This window comes from Duganella levis (genome assembly GCF_009857605.1).
In the GTDB taxonomy this organism is placed as follows: domain Bacteria; phylum Pseudomonadota; class Gammaproteobacteria; order Burkholderiales; family Burkholderiaceae_D; genus Rugamonas; species Rugamonas levis.
Genome location: NZ_WWCT01000001.1, coordinates 375,805 through 393,284 on the forward strand (window position 1 = coordinate 375,805; position 17,480 = coordinate 393,284).

At 64.1% G+C, this 17,480-nt stretch carries 12 protein-coding genes; 7 read left to right on the forward strand and 5 right to left on the reverse strand.

Annotated elements, in window-relative coordinates; translation table 11 throughout:
* Position 1: 1 nt before the first annotated feature.
* The 7 genes from GTP69_RS01685 to GTP69_RS01715 are packed head-to-tail and all read left to right on the forward strand — an operon-like array spanning position 2 to position 10,270.
* Positions 2–1,243 (forward strand): TIGR03087 family PEP-CTERM/XrtA system glycosyltransferase, encoded by a 1,242-nt coding sequence (locus GTP69_RS01685; RefSeq protein WP_161053244.1) that lies wholly within the window; start codon positions 2–4, stop codon positions 1,241–1,243.
* Complete coding sequence (gene xrtA, locus GTP69_RS01690) at positions 1,240–2,811, forward strand: exosortase A (RefSeq protein WP_161053245.1); 1,572 nt, start codon at positions 1,240–1,242, stop codon at positions 2,809–2,811. Before GTP69_RS01685 ends, xrtA begins: the two co-directional genes overlap by 4 nt.
* A complete protein-coding gene (locus tag GTP69_RS01695) occupies positions 2,798–3,961 on the forward strand; it encodes a TIGR03088 family PEP-CTERM/XrtA system glycosyltransferase (protein WP_161053246.1) in 1,164 nt (387 codons plus the stop codon). Before xrtA ends, GTP69_RS01695 begins: the two co-directional genes overlap by 14 nt.
* A gap of 2 nt (positions 3,962–3,963) precedes the next feature.
* On the forward strand, positions 3,964–5,889 hold the full coding sequence (locus GTP69_RS01700; protein ID WP_161053247.1) for an XrtA/PEP-CTERM system amidotransferase: 1,926 nt from the start codon (positions 3,964–3,966) through the stop codon (positions 5,887–5,889).
* A complete protein-coding gene (locus GTP69_RS01705; protein WP_161053472.1) occupies positions 5,889–7,097 on the forward strand; it encodes a TIGR04063 family PEP-CTERM/XrtA system glycosyltransferase in 1,209 nt (402 codons plus the stop codon). Before GTP69_RS01700 ends, GTP69_RS01705 begins: the two co-directional genes overlap by 1 nt.
* The gene (locus GTP69_RS01710; RefSeq protein WP_202424258.1) at positions 7,094–9,520 is read left to right on the forward strand and encodes a glycosyltransferase; all 2,427 of its coding nucleotides are present in this window, start codon (positions 7,094–7,096) and stop codon (positions 9,518–9,520) included. Before GTP69_RS01705 ends, GTP69_RS01710 begins: the two co-directional genes overlap by 4 nt.
* A gap of 9 nt (positions 9,521–9,529) precedes the next feature.
* Positions 9,530–10,270 carry a class I SAM-dependent methyltransferase gene (locus GTP69_RS01715; RefSeq protein ID WP_161053248.1) on the forward strand — a complete coding sequence of 247 codons (741 nt, stop codon included), beginning with the start codon at positions 9,530–9,532 and terminating at the stop codon, positions 10,268–10,270.
* Here GTP69_RS01715 and GTP69_RS01720 read toward each other — a convergent pair.
* The 5 genes from GTP69_RS01720 to GTP69_RS01740 form a co-directional block, all read right to left on the reverse strand.
* Positions 10,257–11,339 carry a hypothetical protein gene (locus tag GTP69_RS01720; protein WP_371867763.1) on the reverse strand — a complete coding sequence of 361 codons (1,083 nt, stop codon included), beginning with the start codon at positions 11,337–11,339 and terminating at the stop codon, positions 10,257–10,259. The genes GTP69_RS01715 and GTP69_RS01720 overlap by 14 nt on opposite strands.
* A gap of 74 nt (positions 11,340–11,413) precedes the next feature.
* Positions 11,414–12,817, reverse strand: coding sequence for an MBOAT family O-acyltransferase (locus GTP69_RS01725; protein WP_161053250.1), 1,404 nt, complete (start codon positions 12,815–12,817; stop codon positions 11,414–11,416).
* Entirely contained in the window at positions 12,807–13,847 is a 1,041-nt protein-coding gene (locus GTP69_RS01730) for a glycosyltransferase family 4 protein (RefSeq protein WP_161053251.1), read from the reverse strand. Before GTP69_RS01730 ends, GTP69_RS01725 begins: the two co-directional genes overlap by 11 nt.
* A 36-nt stretch (positions 13,848–13,883) precedes the next feature.
* On the reverse strand, positions 13,884–15,323 hold the full coding sequence (locus tag GTP69_RS01735) for a lipopolysaccharide biosynthesis protein (protein WP_161053252.1): 1,440 nt from the start codon (positions 15,321–15,323) through the stop codon (positions 13,884–13,886).
* The gene (locus GTP69_RS01740; protein WP_229260753.1) at positions 15,320–17,407 is read right to left on the reverse strand and encodes a glycosyltransferase; all 2,088 of its coding nucleotides are present in this window, start codon (positions 17,405–17,407) and stop codon (positions 15,320–15,322) included. Before GTP69_RS01740 ends, GTP69_RS01735 begins: the two co-directional genes overlap by 4 nt.
* Between the last annotated feature and the right edge of the window lie 73 nt (positions 17,408–17,480).

A 17,480-nucleotide genomic window follows, 5' to 3' on the forward strand; every position in this document is an offset into this window, starting at 1 on the left:
CATGCGGGACTTGCTCTTTCTGTGCCACCGCCTGCCCTACCCGCCCAACAAGGGGGAAAAAATACGCGCCTACCACGCGCTGCAATACTTGCGTCAACACTTCCGTGTCCACCTCGGCACCTTCCTCGACCACGACGATGACGGCGACTACGCCGACCATCTGGCGGCGCACTGCGCCAGCAGCTGTTTCGTCCGCATGCCGCCGCACTGGGCACGGCTGTCCGGCTTGTCGGCACTGTTGCGCGACGAGGCGCTCAGCCTGCCTTATTTTCGCAACGCCGTCCTGCAACGCTGGGTCAACAAGACGCTGGCCGAACGCCACATCGCTGCCTGCCTGGCCTATTCCGGGCCGATGGCACAGTACGTCCCCTTCAGCACGCCGCACGGCCCCTTGTGGCGCGTGCTGGATTTGGTTGATGTCGATTCGGAAAAATGGCATGGCTACGCCGACAACAAGCCCTGGCCCGTTTCCGGCCTGTACCGACGAGAGGGCCGGCTGTTGCTGGAGTTTGAACGCAAGGCGGCTGCGGAATTCGACCGCGTGCTGCTGGTCTCGCCGGCCGAAGCGGAACTGTTCAAACGCCGCGCGCCGGAATCGGCCGCCAAAGTGGATTACTACTGCAACGGCGTGGACAGCAACTATTTCATGCCGCAAGCACTGCATCCCTCGCCGTTCGGCGATGCGCGCGCCATCGTCTTTACCGGCGCCATGGATTACGAACCCAATATCGACGCCGTCAGCTGGTTTGCCGAACGCGTGATGCCAACGTTGCGTTCACAACACACCGATCTGGAATTCCATATCGTCGGATCGCGGCCGGCAGCGCAGGTACGCGATCTGCTGCGGCTACCGGGCGTGCAAGTCAGCGGCACCGTGCCGGATGTTCGCCCCTATCTCCAGCATGCCGCGCTGGTCGTGGCGCCATTGCGCGTCGCCCGCGGCGTGCAGAACAAGGTGCTGGAAGCGATGGCCATGCAGAAAATCGTCATCGCCTCGCCGCAAGCGCTGGAAGGCATCAGCGTCACGCGCGGCGCCGAAGTCATCTGCGCCAACGGCGGTGCGGAATTCATCAGCACCGCCTGCCGCCAGCTGCATGCACCGGAAGCGCAGATCGGCATCGCCGCCCGCCAGCGCATCCTTGCCGATTATCGCTGGAGCATCAACCTGCAAAGGCTGGGCCAAGTGCTGGGCGCAAAAGACCCGCAATTCGCCATCGCGCCAGAAATGGAGCGCGCTCCATGAATGCCGGTCGCGCCGCACTATTGTCCGCGCCATCGCCGGCTGCGCCGTCCCGGCCACAGCCGTTGCTGCGCCACGAGCATGTCTGGCTGGCGGTGGTCCTGGTTGCCATGCTCGCCATGCACTTGCCGACCGTGCGCTCGATCGTCACGCTATGGCTGCGTTCGGCCACCTTCAACCACGGCTTTTTGATCCTGCCGGTTGCCGGCTGGCTGATCTGGCGCCAGCGCGCGCATGTGCAGGGTGTGGCGCAGCGCCCTTGGCCCGCCGGCCTGCTGCTGCTGACCATGCTCGGAGCGGTCTGGATGCTGTCCGAGGTCGCCAACGTCCAGGTGCTTCAGCAATATTGCCTGGTGCTGATGGGTATCGCCACCGTTGCCACAGTGTTGGGCCGGGCACTGGCGGCGGCGATCGCGTTTCCGCTGGCCTACACGCTGCTGGCGGTGCCGTTTGGCGAAGTACTGATGCCGGCGCTGATCGACTTCACCGCCCATTTCACAGTCACCCTGCTGCGGCTGTTCGGCATTCCCGTTTTCCACGAGAACAATTTCATCTCCCTGCCCAGCGGGAACTGGGCGGTGGCCGACGCCTGTAGCGGCCTGCGCTACCTGATCGCCTCGGTGGCGCTCGGCATGCTGTATGCGGGCGTCAACTACCGCAGCACGCGCAAGCGGCTGGTGTTTATTGCCATATCGCTGGTCTTACCGATCATCGCCAATGGCTTGCGCGCTTGCATGGTGGTGCTGATTGGCCATTGGAGCGACATGAAACTGGCCGCCGGCATTGATCATCTGATCTACGGCTGGATCTTTTTCGGCATGGTGATGGCCATGTTGTTCTGGTGCGGCGTGTACTGGCGCGACGCCGAGCTTCCGCCACCCGCGCCGGCTGCCACCGCGCCGACCTTGCCAGTGACGCCGCCAGCACAATTCGCCGGCATGGCCATCGCTGTCATCGTGATCAGCGCCATCTGGCCCTTGCTGGCCGCCTACATACTGCGCGCGCCGGTGGACGCTACGCCGGGACCATCGCTCACGTTGGCCGCCGCGCCAGCGCCATGGCATGCCAGCGCAATGCGGCCCGGCGACTGGCACATGCCGCACAAAGGCCAGCCGCAGCGCATCTCGCGCAACTACAGCGATGGCCGCCGTACTGTCTCGCTGCAACTCACCTGGTATCGGCACCAGTATGAAGGTTACGAACTGCTAGCCCAGGTACAACGTCCGGTGTTGTCCGGTGTGCCACAGTGGGAAGAGGTCGGAGCCCGCCAGCGTACCGTGCTCATCGCTACGCGCCGCCTCGCCATCCGCGAATCCATCGAGCAGTCAGCCAGCGACAAGCTGCTGGTGTGGCGCTGGTACCGGCAAGACGGCGTGGAGCTCGCCAGCCCGCAGATGCTCAAACTGATGCTGGCCAAAGCCAAACTCTCCGGCGGCAACGACGGCGGCGCCGAAGTCGTCCTCGCCTCCGCCTACGATGATCAGCCGGCCACGGCAGAAACCGCCATGCGCGACCTGCTGGCCGCCATGCTGCCCGCCATTGACCAGGGATTACGCCATGTCGACCGTTGACAGCGCCCCGCTCATCGTCCACCTGATCCACCGCCTGGACGTCGGCGGTCTGGAAAACGGCCTGGTCAACCTGATCAACCACCTGCCGCCGGAGCGCTACCGTCACGCCATTGTGTGCCTGGAGGATTCCAGTGATTTCCGCCTGCGCATCCAGCGGCCTGGCGTGGAAATCATCAGCATCAACAAGCAGCAAGGCAAGGACTGGTCGCACTATTTGCGTCTGTTCCATACGCTGAAGCGCTTGCAGCCGCAGCTGATCCATACCCGCAACCTGGCCGGCATCGAAGCCCAGTTGCTGGCGGCCGCGGCCGGCGTGCGGCTACGCGTGCATGGTGAACACGGCCGCGACATCAACGACCTCGACGGTAGCAAGCGCCGCTATCGCCTGCTGCGCCAGGTACTGCGGCCGTTGATCGGCCACTTCATCGCCGTCAGCAAGGAACTGGAAGCGTGGCTGGTCGACATCATCGGCGCGCGGCCGCAGCGTGTGACGCATATTTGCAATGGCGTCGACAGCCTGCAATTTCATCCACGCCTGGGGCCGCCGGCGCCGATCGGACCGCACGGCTTCGTCAACGAACACGCCTTCGTGATCGGCAGCGTGGGCCGCATGGCCGAGGTCAAGGACCACATCACGCTGGTGCACGCCTTCCTGACGCTGCTGGCGCAAGGCGGCGTCGCCTCCAGCCGGCTGAGGTTGGTCATCATTGGCGAAGGACCGTGCCGCGAGGCATGCCAGGATGTGCTGCGCGCCTCTGGCACGGCCGCCCTGGCCTGGCTGCCCGGCGCGCGCGACGACATCGCCCGCCTGATGCGCGGCATGACCGTCTTCGTCCAACCCTCGCTGGCCGAAGGCGCTTCGAATACCGTGCTGGAAGCCATGGCCACCGGCCTGCCAGTGGTGGCCACCGCCGTTGGCGGCAATCCGGAACTGGTGCATCCGGGCTGGACCGGCACGCTGGTGCCGCCGCGCGATCCCGGCCAGCTGGCGGCGGCCATTGCCGATTATTACCGCATCCCCGGCCTCGCCGCCCAGCACGGCGCCCGCGCCCGCCGCCGTGTACTGGCCGAATTCAGCCTGTCTGCCATGGCCAACGCCTACTTGGCCGTCTACGACCGTCTTACCCTCCAGCCATCGATGAAAGGATAGCCATGTGTGCGATCGCCGGAATTTTTGATCTCTACCAGCACGCCGACATCGACGCCGGCTTGCTCCAGCACATGACCGACTTGCAGCGCCACCGTGGACCGGACCAGGCCGGCATGCACCGCGAGCCGGGCGTCGGCCTCGGGCACCGGCGCCTGTCCATCATTGACGTCGCCAGCGGCCAGCAGCCGCTGTTCAACGAAGATCACAGCGTCGTCGTGGTCTATAACGGCGAGATCTACAACTTCCCTGCATTGATGCGCGAATTACAGCAATTCGGCCATAGCTTCCGCACCCACTGCGATACCGAGGTCATCGTCCACGCCTGGGAGCAATGGGGTCCGCGCTGTGTCGAACACTTTCGCGGCATGTTTGCGTTTGCGCTGTGGGACCGCCGCCAGCGCAGCCTGTTCCTGGCGCGCGACCGGCTGGGCGTCAAGCCGCTGCACTACGCCGTGCTGGACAACGGCCAGTTGATCTTTGCCTCCGAAATCAAGGCCTTGCTGATACATGAGCAACTCCGGCGTGACCTCGACCCGCTCGCCATCGAGGACTATTTTGCCTACGGCTACATTCCCGAACCGCGCACCGTATTTACCCAGATCCGCAAACTTGAACCGGGCCATACGCTACTGGTGCGCCACGGCAGCGCAACCGGCGCGACACAGCGTTACTGGGACGTGCCATTCCAGCGCCGCCCCATCATCAGCCAGGCGCAAGCAGCCGACGAACTGATCGCCCGCCTGCGCGAAGCCGTGCGCATCCGCATGGTGGCCGAGGTGCCGCTCGGCGCCTTTCTGTCCGGCGGAGTCGATTCCAGCGCGGTGGTGGCCATGATGGCGCAAGTCTCCGACGCGCCCGTCAACACCTGCTCGATCGCCTTCGACGATGCGCAATTCGACGAATCGCACTATGCCAACCTGGTCGCCGAGCGTTACCACACCAAACACCACAGCCAGCGCGTGGCCCAGCACGATGCCGACCTCATCGACCATCTCGCCACCTTATATGACGAACCCTTCGCCGACAGCTCCGCCCTGCCCACCTACCGGGTCTGCCAACTGGCGCGACAACGCGTGACGGTGGCGCTGTCCGGCGACGGCGGCGACGAAAACCTGGCCGGCTACCGCCGCTACCGTGGCCACCTGCACGAAGAACGCTGGCGCGCGCTGCTGCCGCTGGGCGTGCGCAAACCGGTGTTCGGCACGCTGGGCCGGCTCTATCCCAAGGCCGACTGGGCGCCCCGGCCGCTACGCGCCAAAAGCACGTTTCAGGCGCTGGCCCGCGATTCGGTGGCCGCCTACTTCCATGGCGTCAGCATCATGAAGGACGAGATGCGCGCGCAATTATTTAGTCCGGCGCTGAAGCGCGATCTGGGCGACTACCACGCGGTACAAACCTTGCGCCGCCACGCCGCCAACTGCCCGGCCGACGATCCGCTGTCGCTGGTGCAATACCTCGACCTGAAAACCTACCTGCCCGGCGACATTCTCACCAAAGTCGACCGCGCCAGCATGGCGCACGGCCTCGAAGTACGCGTGCCGCTGCTCGACCATTGTTTGGTCGAATGGATCTCCGGCCTGCCGCCGGACCTGAAGCTGCGCGGCGGCAGCGGCAAATACCTGTTCAAACAAGCGCTGGCGCCGTACCTGCCGGACGAACTGCTGCACCGGCGCAAAATGGGCTTTTCCGTGCCGCTGGCCGACTGGTTCCGTGGCCCGCTGCGCGCGCGCCTGCAACGCAGCCTCAGCAGCCCCGTGCTGAAGCACTGCGATATGTTCAACATGACTTACGTGCAGCAATTGATGCAACAACACCAATCCGGCCTGCGCGACCACAGTGCACCGTTGTGGTCGCTGCTGATGTTTGAATCCTTCCTGCGCCAGATGCTGGAAACACCCGGCCGGCGCCTCGAACAGCAGGCGGCATGATGCGCATCCTGCACATCCTCGACCATTCCGCGCCGCTGCACAGCGGCTACACTTTTCGCACCCTGGCCATCCTCGGCCAGCAGCGCCGCCTGGGCTGGGACACCGTGCACCTGACCAGCGCCAAGCAAGGCGCAACCGAGGCCGAACAGCACGTTGACGGCTGGCACTTTTTCCGCACGCCGCCGGAACGCCGCTGGTGGGCACGCCTGCCGCTGCTGGCGCACATCGCAATCATCATTGGTCTGAGTAGTCGCCTGCGCCAGATCGCGCAGGCGGCGCGGCCGCACGTGCTGCACGCCCATTCGCCGTCGCTGAATGCGATTGCCGCGTTGCACGTCGGCCGCGCGCTGGCGATTCCCGTGGTCTACGAAATCCGCGCTTTCTGGGAAGACGCCGCCGCCGACCACGGCAACAGCCGCCCCGGCGGCCTGCGCTACCGCCTGAGTCGCGCGCTGGAAACCTACGCGCTACGGCGTGTGGACGCCATCACCACCATCTGCGAAGGCTTGCGCGACGACCTCATCGCGCGCGGCATCCCAGCCGTGCGCATCACCGTCATTCCCAATGCTGTCGACAGCAGCCGCTTCCGCGCCGCACCGCCGCCCAACCGCATGCTGGCGCGGCGGTTGGGCGTGCACGGCAAGGTAGTGCTCGGCTTTATCGGTTCCTTCTATCACTACGAAGGCCTGGCGTTGCTGGTGCAAGCCTTGCCGCGCCTGCTCAAGACGACACCATCGCTGCAGTTGCTGCTGGTTGGCGGCGGCCCGCAGGGTCCCCAACTGCGCGCGCTGGTCGAGAAACTGGGCCTGCAGAGCAAGGTCATCTTCTCCGGCCGCGCCCCGCACGAACAAATCGCCGAATACTACAGTCTGGTCGATATCCTGATCTACCCGCGTTTGCCGATGCGGCTGACCGAGTTGGTCACGCCGCTCAAACCGCTGGAGGCCATGGCCCAAGGCCGCCTGATTGTCGCCTCCGACGTCGGCGGCCACCGCGAAATGATCGAACACGGCAAAACCGGCATGCTGTTCAAAGCCGGCGACGCCGACGCGCTGGCCGACCAGGTCCAGCACCTGATCACGCACGCCGAACTCTGGCCGATCTTGCGCAAACAGGCGCGCGCCTACGTCGAAAGCGAGCGCAACTGGCACAACAGCGTCGCCCGCTACGGCGACATCTACCAGCGCCTGCTGGCTCCGGCCCCATGAACGGCCAGCGCATCGCCCTGATCGGTCCGCTGCCGCCGCCAGCCGGCGGCATGGCCAACCAAACCGCGCAGTTGGCCGCCCTGCTGCGTGCCGCCGGCGCCGAGGTGGAACTGGTGCAGGTCAATCCGCCTTGGCGACCAGCGTGGGCGGCGCAAGTACGCGGCCTGCGCGCGGTGCTGCGGCTGGCGCCGTATCTGTGGCAGTTGTGGCGCGCAGCCGGCCGCACAGACCTATTGCATGTGATGGCCAACTCCGGCTGGTCCTGGCATTTGCACGCCGCGCCCGCCATCTGGATTGGCCGGCTGCGCGGTAAAGGCGTGCTGGTCAACTATCGTGGCGGCGAAGCGCCGGCCTTCCTGGCGCGCAGTCCGTTGCTGGTGTGCTTTAGCCTGAGACGCGCGCAGGCGGTCATCGTGCCATCAGCCTATCTGGCTCGCGTGTTCGACGAATACGGCATCAGCACGCAAATTGTGCCGAACATCGTCAATCTTGACCGGTTCCAGCCAGCGCCCCAGCGGCCTGCGCAAGCGCATATCCTGATCGCCCGCCATCTGGAACCGCTGTACGACCACGCCACCGCCCTGCACGCCTTCGCGCTGCTGCGCAAGCAGTTGCCGCAAGCCCGCCTGACCATCTGCGGCGAAGGCCCGGAGCTGCCCCGGCTGCAACAACTGACCGAGGCGCTCCAACTGCAAACCGTCGTCCACTTCGCCGGCAAAACGGAGAACGCCGACATGGCCGCTTATTATCAGCAGGCCGACCTCGTGCTGAATCCCAGCCTGGCCGACAACATGCCCATCTCCGTGCTGGAAGCCTGGGCCAGCAGCGTGCCAGTGGTGAGTACCAACGTCGGCGGCGTGCCCGACCTGATCCACGATAATGTCGACGGCCTGCTGGTGCCGCCCGGCGATCCGCACATCATGGCGCGTACCATGCTCGTGCTGCTGAAGGATCACGGCATGGCGCGACGTATGGCGATGGCCGGACTGCACGCCGCACAGCGTTTCAGCTGGCACCGCGTCGCGCCATTGCTGTTCGCGCAATACCGGCGGGTACTCCACCGTCCCCGCTGGACCGGCTACACGGCGCTGGTTTCTTGCGTACTATTTCCTTTGCATGAATGGTTCAAGCGTCACAACAGCGCAGCCGTGCGCCATCAGATGGAAGCCAGCCAGTGGTGGCGCCCCGAGCAGATCGAAGCCTTGCAGGTGCATCGGCTACGCCTGCTGTTGCTGTACGCATCCGAACATGTACCGTATTATCGCCAGCTATACGCCCGCATCGGTTTCGACGCCACCCGCGTGCAGGACGTGCGCGACCTGCGGCTGCTGCCCATCCTGCGCAAATCGCACATCAACGACCACCGCGACGACTTCCACGCCGACGATGCCCGCCACATGAAGCGATTCACCACCGGCGGTTCCAGCGGCGAACCGCTGATTTTCTACCTGGGCAAACAACGTGTCAGCCATGACGTCGCCGCCAAATGGCGCGCCACGCGCTGGTGGGGCGTGGACATCGGCGACCGCGAAGCCGTGCTGTGGGGATCGCCGATCGAACTGCACGCCCAGGACTTGTGGCGCGCGCGCCGCGACCGCGTCATGCGCAGCGATCTGCTGCCGGCTTTCGACCTGTCGCCGACGCGGCTGGACGACTACCTCGCCCGATTGCAGAAACAACGTCCGGCGATGCTGTTTGGCTATCCGTCGGTAATGTGCTTGCTGGTGCAACACGCGCAATCGCGCGGCATCGCGCTGGACCGCTTGGGCATACAAGTGGTGTTCGTCACCGCCGAGCGCCTTTACGAAGACCAGCGTGCTTTGCTGATGGGCGCCTTCGCCGCCCCGGTTGCCAACGGATACGGCGGTCGCGACGCCGGCTTCATCGCCCACGAGTGCCCGGAAGGCGGCATGCACATCACCGCCGAGGACGTCATTGTCGAAATCCTTGATGCCCACGGCGAGCCGGTGCCGACCGGTGAAAGCGGCGCCATCGTCATCACCCACCTTGCCAGCCGCGACTTCCCCTTCATTCGCTACGCCACCGGTGATATCGGCACGCTTGATCCGAAACCGTGCCCGTGCGGCCGCGGCCTGCCGCTGCTGCAAAGCGTTGAAGGCCGTGTCACTGATTTTGTGGTGGCTCGCGACGGCACGGTAATGCACGGACTGGCGCTGATCTACATCCTGCGCGACCTGCCGCAGGTGCGCGCCTTCAAGATCATCCAGGAGACGCTGGACTGCACCCGCGTGCTGCTGGTCAGCGTGGACGGTTTGCCGCCGTCGCTGCGGCTTAGCATCGTGACGCAATTCCGGGCCCGGCTAGGCGCAACGGTAGAGATCGTCATCGAAGAAGTGACGGCGATCCCGGCCGAAGCGTCCGGCAAGCATCGCTACGTCATCAGCAAAGTCGCCAGCCACTGAGGAAACGCCATGCCGCTGCTACTTGATTCCGTGCTGTTAGTGCTGGTGATGTACAGCCTATACAAGCTGCGCAAAGCCCACTTGCTGATGTTTGACTTCCGCGATCAGTCGCGGCTGGACAATGCCAACCTGTTCCGCCAGTTGGAAGGCCTGCACGGCCTGTATGCCGAACTGGACCTGAAAACCAGCCTGCCGCCAACCCGTGGCTGGGCCGCATCGCCGGATTTTCTACTGGAAGTAGCCAGACATGCACGCACAGCCAAGCCTGCCTGGGTAGTCGAATGCAGTAGCGGCACCTCGACGCTGGTACTGGCGCGCTGCCTTCAGCTGAACGGCGCCGGCAAAGTGCTGAGCCTGGAACACAGTCCGCAATACGCCGAGCAAACGCGCCAGCAATTGCGCCAACATGGCTTGCAGGACTGGGCGCAAGTGCTGGACGCGCCGTTGCTACCGTACACGCTGGCTGGCGAATCATGGCCGTGGTACGACATCAGCAAGCTGCCGGCCGACATGCAGATCGACATGCTGGTGATCGACGGCCCGCCTCAAGACACGCGCACGCAGGCCCGCTACCCGGCCGGTCCGCTGCTGTTTCCACGTCTTGCCGCACATGGCGCCGTCTTTCTCGATGACGCGGCACGCAATGACGAACTGGCTATCCTGCAACGCTGGCAGCAGGAGTTCCCGTTGCTACGGCAATCCTCGCGTCCGTGCGAAAAAGGCTGCGCCGTCTTGATCAATGCCCCCTGACCATCGCGGTTTCGGCCGGATGTAGCTGGTGATAGCGATCCCGCGCCTGCCGCTGTGCGGCCTGATGCGCGATCAGCGTCGCCGGCGTCAGCTCAACGCCGAAATCGCCGGTTGCGAACATGCGTGCCAGCACCATTTCGCCGACCCGCGCGCGGTAGTGTGACGTTTCCCAATAATTCAGCATATCCGGCTTGCCGCTGACTTGTGGCGGCGGCTCGGTCGTCACGTCATTGAATCCGGAAAAATCAAACAGCTGCACATCGCAGCCGTGTTGCCGATGCCTGTCAGCCAACGCCGTCAATTGCGCCTGCCAATTCTCCAGCGCCGGCCACTTGCCCGCCCAGTAAAGCGCGTCACTGGTCATGGCATGCGTTGGATTGATGTACAGCCGCAACCGCGTACCAGCCCGGCACAGGTTTTCCACATTCGCCGCCAATTCCTGCATGGCATCCGCCGTCGGCCCGGCGCCGCGAGCGAAGTCGCGCACACGCGGCAAAATAGCAGCACTGGTACCGCCAAGACTCTCGATGCGATCACGCACGCATCGGCCATCGCGCTGCCCATATAGCGCCAGACTGGACTGACAAACATGGCCAAACGTGCCGCGCAACACGCGGATCGAATCCAGCGTCATGTCCACGCTGATGGCGCGTTTCAGATTGAGCAAACCGCGCCGTAGCAAATAATAGCGGTCCGCCGCCACCAGCTCGCGGTCAAAATCGGAATTGCCAATTTCCATGGAAAACGACGGTGCGTCGATGCCCCACACCACCGTCTCCAGCCGGCCGACGGCGGCCGCATGGCGCAGCATCGCCGCCGCGTCACCCAAAGACGCGCCAGACAAAGCGCCGTTGAACACGCGCTGCGAACCGAACAGCGCAGTCTGCACCGGCAAGCCCAACTCCGTACGGGAATTGCCGACGTACAGCACCTGCGGCCGAAACCGCGCCAGCGCGTAGGTCTTTCCCCAAGGACTCAGTTTTTCCCGTCCGGGCAGCAAACGCTGAAGATGCGGCGTATCCCACTGATGCGTCAGGTAGGGATCGACCTGATAATTCAGCGCCGCCACCGCGCCCGTCACCGCCAGGCCAAGGCCGCAAAAGATGGCGACATAGTCGCGCCATTCGGTTTGTGTGCTCATGGTCAGAATTGGAAGTAGAGAAATTCGCTGACCTTGTTCATATTGAACAGACAGCTCAGGAAAACCATGGCCAGCAGCGCGCTACGCCACCTGGCCGGCGTCCACTGCATGGAAAGTCCGAACAGTTGTTGCGTATTGGGTGCATAGAGCGCCAACGCCATTGCCACCAGCAAAGTCGGCACCACCGGACCGCTGACATCAATCCAGCGGATGCCGTCGAACGCAGGATGCAAGCCCAACGCAGCCATCTGCGACGTCCAGCCGGCCATGCCGCGTGGCAGCGATACGCCGTTGGCGCCAGCCAGTCCCTGCAATACCTCGCCGGCCGTGGCAAGATCCGGTGCGCGGAACACTACCCAGGCAATCATTACCGCTAGCAGCGTCAGCCACCGCCCCCACCAACTTGGCGTAGACGAACCCGTCAACGCTTGCCAGCCGTGCTGAACCACCAGATACACGCCGTGCAGCGCGCCCCAGACAACAAAGGTCCAGCCGGCGCCATGCCACAGTCCGCCCAGCAGCATGGTCAGCATCAGGTTGCGGTAGCGGCTCAACGTGCCGTGACGGTTGCCGCCCAACGGCACGTACAGATAATCGCGCAGGAAACGCGACAAGGTCATGTGCCAGCGCCGCCAGAAGTCACTGATGTTGGCGGCCTTGTACGGCGAATCGAAATTCAGCGGCAGACGCACGCCAAACAGCCGCGACAGGCCGATCGCCATGTCCGAGTAACCGGAAAAATCAAAGTACAGCTGGAAGGTATAAGCCAGCATGCCGATCCAGGCTTCCACCAGTTGTGGCTGCGCGCCGGGCGCGAACACCGGTGCCACCAGCACCGAGATGGGATCGGCCAATAACACCTTCTTCGCCAATCCCACCACAAATATCGACAAACCGATCCCAATGTCGGCCATGTCGAAGCGCGGCAACCGGTCGAACTGCGGCATCATCTCCTTGTGGTGCAGCACCGGACCGGCGATCAGGTGCGGGAAGTAGCTGACGAACAGCGTGTAGTGCACCAGCCGGTATTCACCCGTGCCGCCGCGATAGCAATCGACCAGATACGCGATCTGCGTGAAGGTAAAGAACGAAATGCCCACTGGCAGGATAATCTCCCAGCCGTGTCCGGGTAGAAAGAAATTGGCGTATTTGTAGTATGCCAGCAAGGCCAGGTTGGCCACCACGCCGAAGAGCAGCAACCGGCGGTGTCGTGCGCACCAGTAATTGAAAAGGATCGATCCCAGCAAGAGTGGTAGATAACGCGTATCCCAATAGCCGTAGAAAAACAGCGACGCCAGCGCCAGCCATCCAGCAATCCAGCTGGGACGCCAATGCAGCAGCACAACGTAGCCGGCCAACGCCACCGGCAAATACAGGAACAAAAAACTGAACGAGTTAAACAGCATCGCCCGATCCCTGCTGGCGACGCTCGTACAGCAACTGATAACAGTCGGCTATTTTCAGCGCGACGCGACGCCAGGTGAAGGTTTGCACCAGAGCGCTGACCGCAGCGCGTGGCGGCGGCACGCCCACAAATTCCTGTATTGCCTGGCGCAGCGAGTCGGTGTCGCTCCAGCGCAACTGCTTGAGTGCAAATGCGCTGCCGGGCAGACTCAGCGCACTCTCATCAGTCATGACCGCCGGCGTGCCGGCCGCCAAGGCCTCCAGCACCGATAACGGGAACACCTCCCCCTGGCTAGGCAAGGCCAGTACCGATGCCGCCGCATACGCGCTGGCCAACAAGGGATCGTGATGCTCCAGCTGCCCCAGCCAGCGGACGTTGGGCGACGCTAGCAAACTCTGCAAATAAGCCTGATGCTGCCGCTGCGCCTGACCGATCAGCACCACCGGCAGATCCAGCGCCGCCAGCGCCCGCACCAGGCCCTGCTGGTTCTTGTACGGCGAAATGCTGCCCACCATCAGCACAAACGGTCCCTCCAGACCTGTGTGCTGCCGAAATCTCTTCGCATCCGCCTGAAAGAATCGCTCGGCAATGCCATTCGGCAGCAGTTGAATCCGCGACGATTCGATCTTGAAGCCATCCATCAGCGCCTTTTGCTCCGCCTCACCCAGCGCAATCACCATCTGCGCCAGCTGCAACGCGCGCTTGGTCTGGGCATAGCTGGTTTGCACATTCCACTGCGTCAGCCGCCCGGTCAACTGGTCGGCCACACGCGCCCGCCACCCCGCGCTGCGGCTCCATCCCGGCGACAGCAAGGCCGACAATACCACCGGCACCCCCATCTCGGTCGCCAACTCGACCGCCCGATAGTTGCCATTGATCGCCGAAAAAACATGGATCACGTCGTAGCTGTCGATACGCTGGCGGTTGGTATCCACCAACTCTATCTCCAGCCCCGGCATGGCCAGCTCGCGCAAGGCCGCAATGGTGGAACGCACCTGCACCTGCAAGCCGCCATCTCGCTGAAACAACATGGGATAAGACAAAATACCAACACGCATAAACACTCCTTATCGATGCAACAGCGCCAGCGCCTTGCGCGCGGCCAGCGTGCATTCCTCAGCCAGCGGATGGCGAACGTAATGGATGGCCCCCAGCCAGATCAGCCCGCACAGCAGCGCCGCAACCAGCAACTGCGCCAACGCCTGTGCTTGCGGCTGCCACAGCTGCAAGGCCGCCACGCCGCACAGACACCAGGCCGCCACCACGCCGCTGCGACCAGTCGCCGCCAATAGTTGCGTACCCTGCATGGCGACCAGACGGCGCAGATAGACATACGTCAGCACGCTGCGAAACGCCGCACCCACCACCACCGCCCAGCCGACCCAGTACAAGCCGAAAGGCGCCGCAATGAGCACCACGACCACGCGCACCGCTACCGCCATCGCATCCAGCCGCGCCTGCGCCTTGACCTCGCCCATCGCCACAAACAGGTAGCGCGCCATGCTGAACATGCTGTACAGCGCCGACGCCAGGCAAATGATGCGGATCAAGGGGACGGCGGCATCCCACTGATCGCCATACAGCACACGCACCAGCGCCGGCGCCATCAGCGCGACGAAACCGAAAAACGGCCAGGCCAGCGCCGTGATGTAGCTGACCGTCGTCAGATACGCTTGCTGCAAATCGCGTCCCTCGCGCGCCTGCAAGGAAAACAGCGGGAAGATCACCGGCGAAATCGCCGCGGTCACCAGCTGATTGAAGACGTTGATGATGCCCATCGCCTTGCTGTAGATGCCCAGCTCAGCCAGCCCGGTCATCTTGCCGATGATCAGATCGGGCGCCGCCACGCCAGCCTCGTCGATCACCGTGCCGGCCGTGGACACGGTGCCGAATGACAGAATTTTGCGCACGCCACGCCATCCCGGCAACCAAGGCAGATCCGCCGGTCGACAGCACAAGGTCGCCAGTAGCGTCGCCACCGCGCCGGCGACCGCCCCCCAGACCAGGCTCAGGTAGCCCCAGCCACGCATCGCCAAGACAATCGAGCATGCCATCTGCGCCGCGCACTGGCTGGTGTTGATCGCGAAAATCGACGAAAATCGCATCTGCCGCCGCAGATACGGCAACGCCACCGCGCTGAATGGAATCAGCAGAAAATTAATCGACAGCAGTTGCAACGTGGTGCGCAGCCGTGGCTCGTGATAAAACCAGGCCGCTGGAATGCTGACCGCCAACACCAGCGCCGCCAGCGTCCAGGCAATCAGGAAGCTCACGCTGAGCGCGGCACGCAATTGCTGCTGGTCCAATTCACGGGCGTGGATCACATACGCGCCGACGCCGAAATCGCGCAGCACCTGCACCAATCCAATCAGCACCGCGCCGACCGCATAGACGCCGACATCGTTCGGCGTCAACAGCCGCGCCAGCACCATCGCACCGATGGTGTTCAGCACCAGCAGCGTATATTTTTCAGAAAACGAAAACAGGAACGATAGATGTGGTTTCATAGCAATCCGTCGTAGAACGCAGAGACCTGCTTGCCGACGACGTCATTGCTATAGCGGCTGACCGCTACGTCCCGACCGCAGCGGCCCATGGCCGCGCGGCGTGCCGGATCCGCCAGCAAATCGCCAACCGCCACGACTGCCGCAGCCAGGCCATGCGCCGGGATCAACGTCCCCGCCGGAGAATCGCGCAGGATGTCGGCGCTGCCCGGCACGTCGGTCGCCACGGCCGGGATGCCGCACGCCATCGCCTCGATGGTGGCAATGCCAAAGCCTTCGTTGCGACTCATCAGCAGATGGACATCCAGCGCCGGCATCACCTCGTGTACATCGGCGACAAAGCCGGTAAAGATCACCCACGGCGTCAGCCCCAGCCGTTCGGCCTGCCCGCGCAACGTTGCCTCCAGCGGTCCGTCGCCAGCCAGCACCAGATAAAGATCGGGAAATCGTTGCCGCAGCGCCGCCAGCAGGTTGATCGCCAATGCTGGACGCTTCTGCTCCGCCAGCCGGGCCACCGTGCCGATCACCAGCGCCTGCTGTGGCACCTGTAGCCGCATGCGCGCCTGCAACCGCGCCGCCAGCGATGGCCGGAAACGCTCCACATCGACCGGGTTCGGTATCACCGCCAACCGCGCGGACTGCGGCAAGTACGGCTGGTAAATCGCCATAAAATGCGCCATTGCCGATGCCGACACCGCATACACGCCACGCACGCCGGAAAATGCCTGCCGCAGCAGACGCTCGTGCCAGGCGGTAAAGCGGGCCGGAGGAAACGCATTGTGCACGCTGATCACCGTCGGCAACCGGCAACGCTGTGCCAGCCACAGCAGCGACGCGCCATACGTGGTCCAGCAAAACGCCACATGCACCAGATCCGCCCTGAACGCCCGCAACCTGCCGCCGCCGAACCAGTGCGCGCGCCAACGGCGCAGATCGCGCCAGCGCCAGTTTCCTTCGAAGAACGCCGGCGGGTCGAATTCCGCCACCGTGACCTGCTCTCGCGCCAGCCGCTGCGTCCACGCGGTAAGACCGGCGAAGCGCCGCATCGCCAGCACCGCCCCATGACCGGCAGCTTGCAGATAGCGGACCTCTTGCGCCATCCGCAATTCCATCCCGCCGAGTTCGCCTGAATAGCTGGTCACCAGCACCGTCTTGCGGGCCGGCAGCGAACCACGCCACGCTTCATGAAAATAGCCGCGCAGATAAGCCAGTTCCCAGCGATGGCTGAACTTGCTCCCAACATCGCCGGTCAGCGCCGCGCGCGCCCATGCCAACATTTCTTTGAGGTAGCGCAGCCACATCCAGCGCGGCACGCGCCGCCACTCCGCAAACCTGCCGGGCGGATCCTGCCGAAATTTGCCGCGCCCGAAGCGCCAGGCTTTTTGCAGGACGTAGTCGATTTCCACCTGATGCCGGCGAATATGATGCGTCACCCGCGCACCGCCGTAGAACCTGGCGCGATGGCCCAGCAAGGCCAGCCTGCGCGTCAGCTCGGTCTCGCTGCCCATCGCGTACTCGGCGCCATTCGGCCCCACCGCGACGTCGAAACGGTGTCCAGCCACAAACGCCGCGCGTCGCACCGCCATATTCGCGCCCCACACCAGTCCGGGAAATACCGGCCCATCTGCCATCGATGGCGACGTCAGCCCATACGTCAATCCAGTGGGAATCAAGGCCAGCAGCCAGTCTGGCGGCGGTTCGGCCCAATCGGGCAAGATGGCGCCGCCGAACACGCTGTCGGCAGGAAAGGCTTGCGCGCAGGCCTGCCATTGCACCAGCCAGTCGGCGTGCGGCGTGGCGTCGTCATCGGTGAAGACGTAGAGCGCATCGTCGGCATCGGGCTCCGCCAGTACCAGCTCCAGCGCGCGATTCAACGCCCGGTTTTTGCCGGCGGCCGGCTCGTGCAGGCACCGCAGCGGCAGCCGGCTGGCATAGCTGGCGATCAGCTCGCCGCTGCCATCCGTGCTGCCGTTATCGACGATCAGCAGCCGCCAACCATCCGCAGGCACGCTCAGGCGGCAATAAGCGTCCAGCACCCGAGGTAAAGTCGCAGCGCCATTGCGGGTTGCCATGAGTACGGTCAACAAGGCCCGGTCTCCCCTGTCCTATGATTGGCAGATCAAAAAGCCAGTGTACCGACAGGCTCAAACGCATCGTTGA

Coding starts and splice junctions, on each gene's coding strand:
- GTP69_RS01685 (WP_161053244.1), top strand. CDS start 2: ATGCGGGACTTGCTCTTTCTGTGCCACCGCCTGCCCTACCCGCCCAAC.
- xrtA (WP_161053245.1), top strand. CDS start 1,240: ATGAATGCCGGTCGCGCCGCACTATTGTCCGCGCCATCGCCGGCTGCG.
- GTP69_RS01725 (WP_161053250.1), bottom strand. CDS start 12,817: ATGCTGTTTAACTCGTTCAGTTTTTTGTTCCTGTATTTGCCGGTGGCG.
- GTP69_RS01715 (WP_161053248.1), top strand. CDS start 9,530: ATGCCGCTGCTACTTGATTCCGTGCTGTTAGTGCTGGTGATGTACAGC.
- GTP69_RS01705 (WP_161053472.1), top strand. CDS start 5,889: ATGCGCATCCTGCACATCCTCGACCATTCCGCGCCGCTGCACAGCGGC.
- GTP69_RS01730 (WP_161053251.1), bottom strand. CDS start 13,847: ATGTTGTTTCAGCGAGATGGCGGCTTGCAGGTGCAGGTGCGTTCCACC.
- GTP69_RS01710 (WP_202424258.1), top strand. CDS start 7,094: ATGAACGGCCAGCGCATCGCCCTGATCGGTCCGCTGCCGCCGCCAGCC.
- GTP69_RS01700 (WP_161053247.1), top strand. CDS start 3,964: ATGTGTGCGATCGCCGGAATTTTTGATCTCTACCAGCACGCCGACATC.
- GTP69_RS01695 (WP_161053246.1), top strand. CDS start 2,798: ATGTCGACCGTTGACAGCGCCCCGCTCATCGTCCACCTGATCCACCGC.
- GTP69_RS01735 (WP_161053252.1), bottom strand. CDS start 15,323: ATGAAACCACATCTATCGTTCCTGTTTTCGTTTTCTGAAAAATATACG.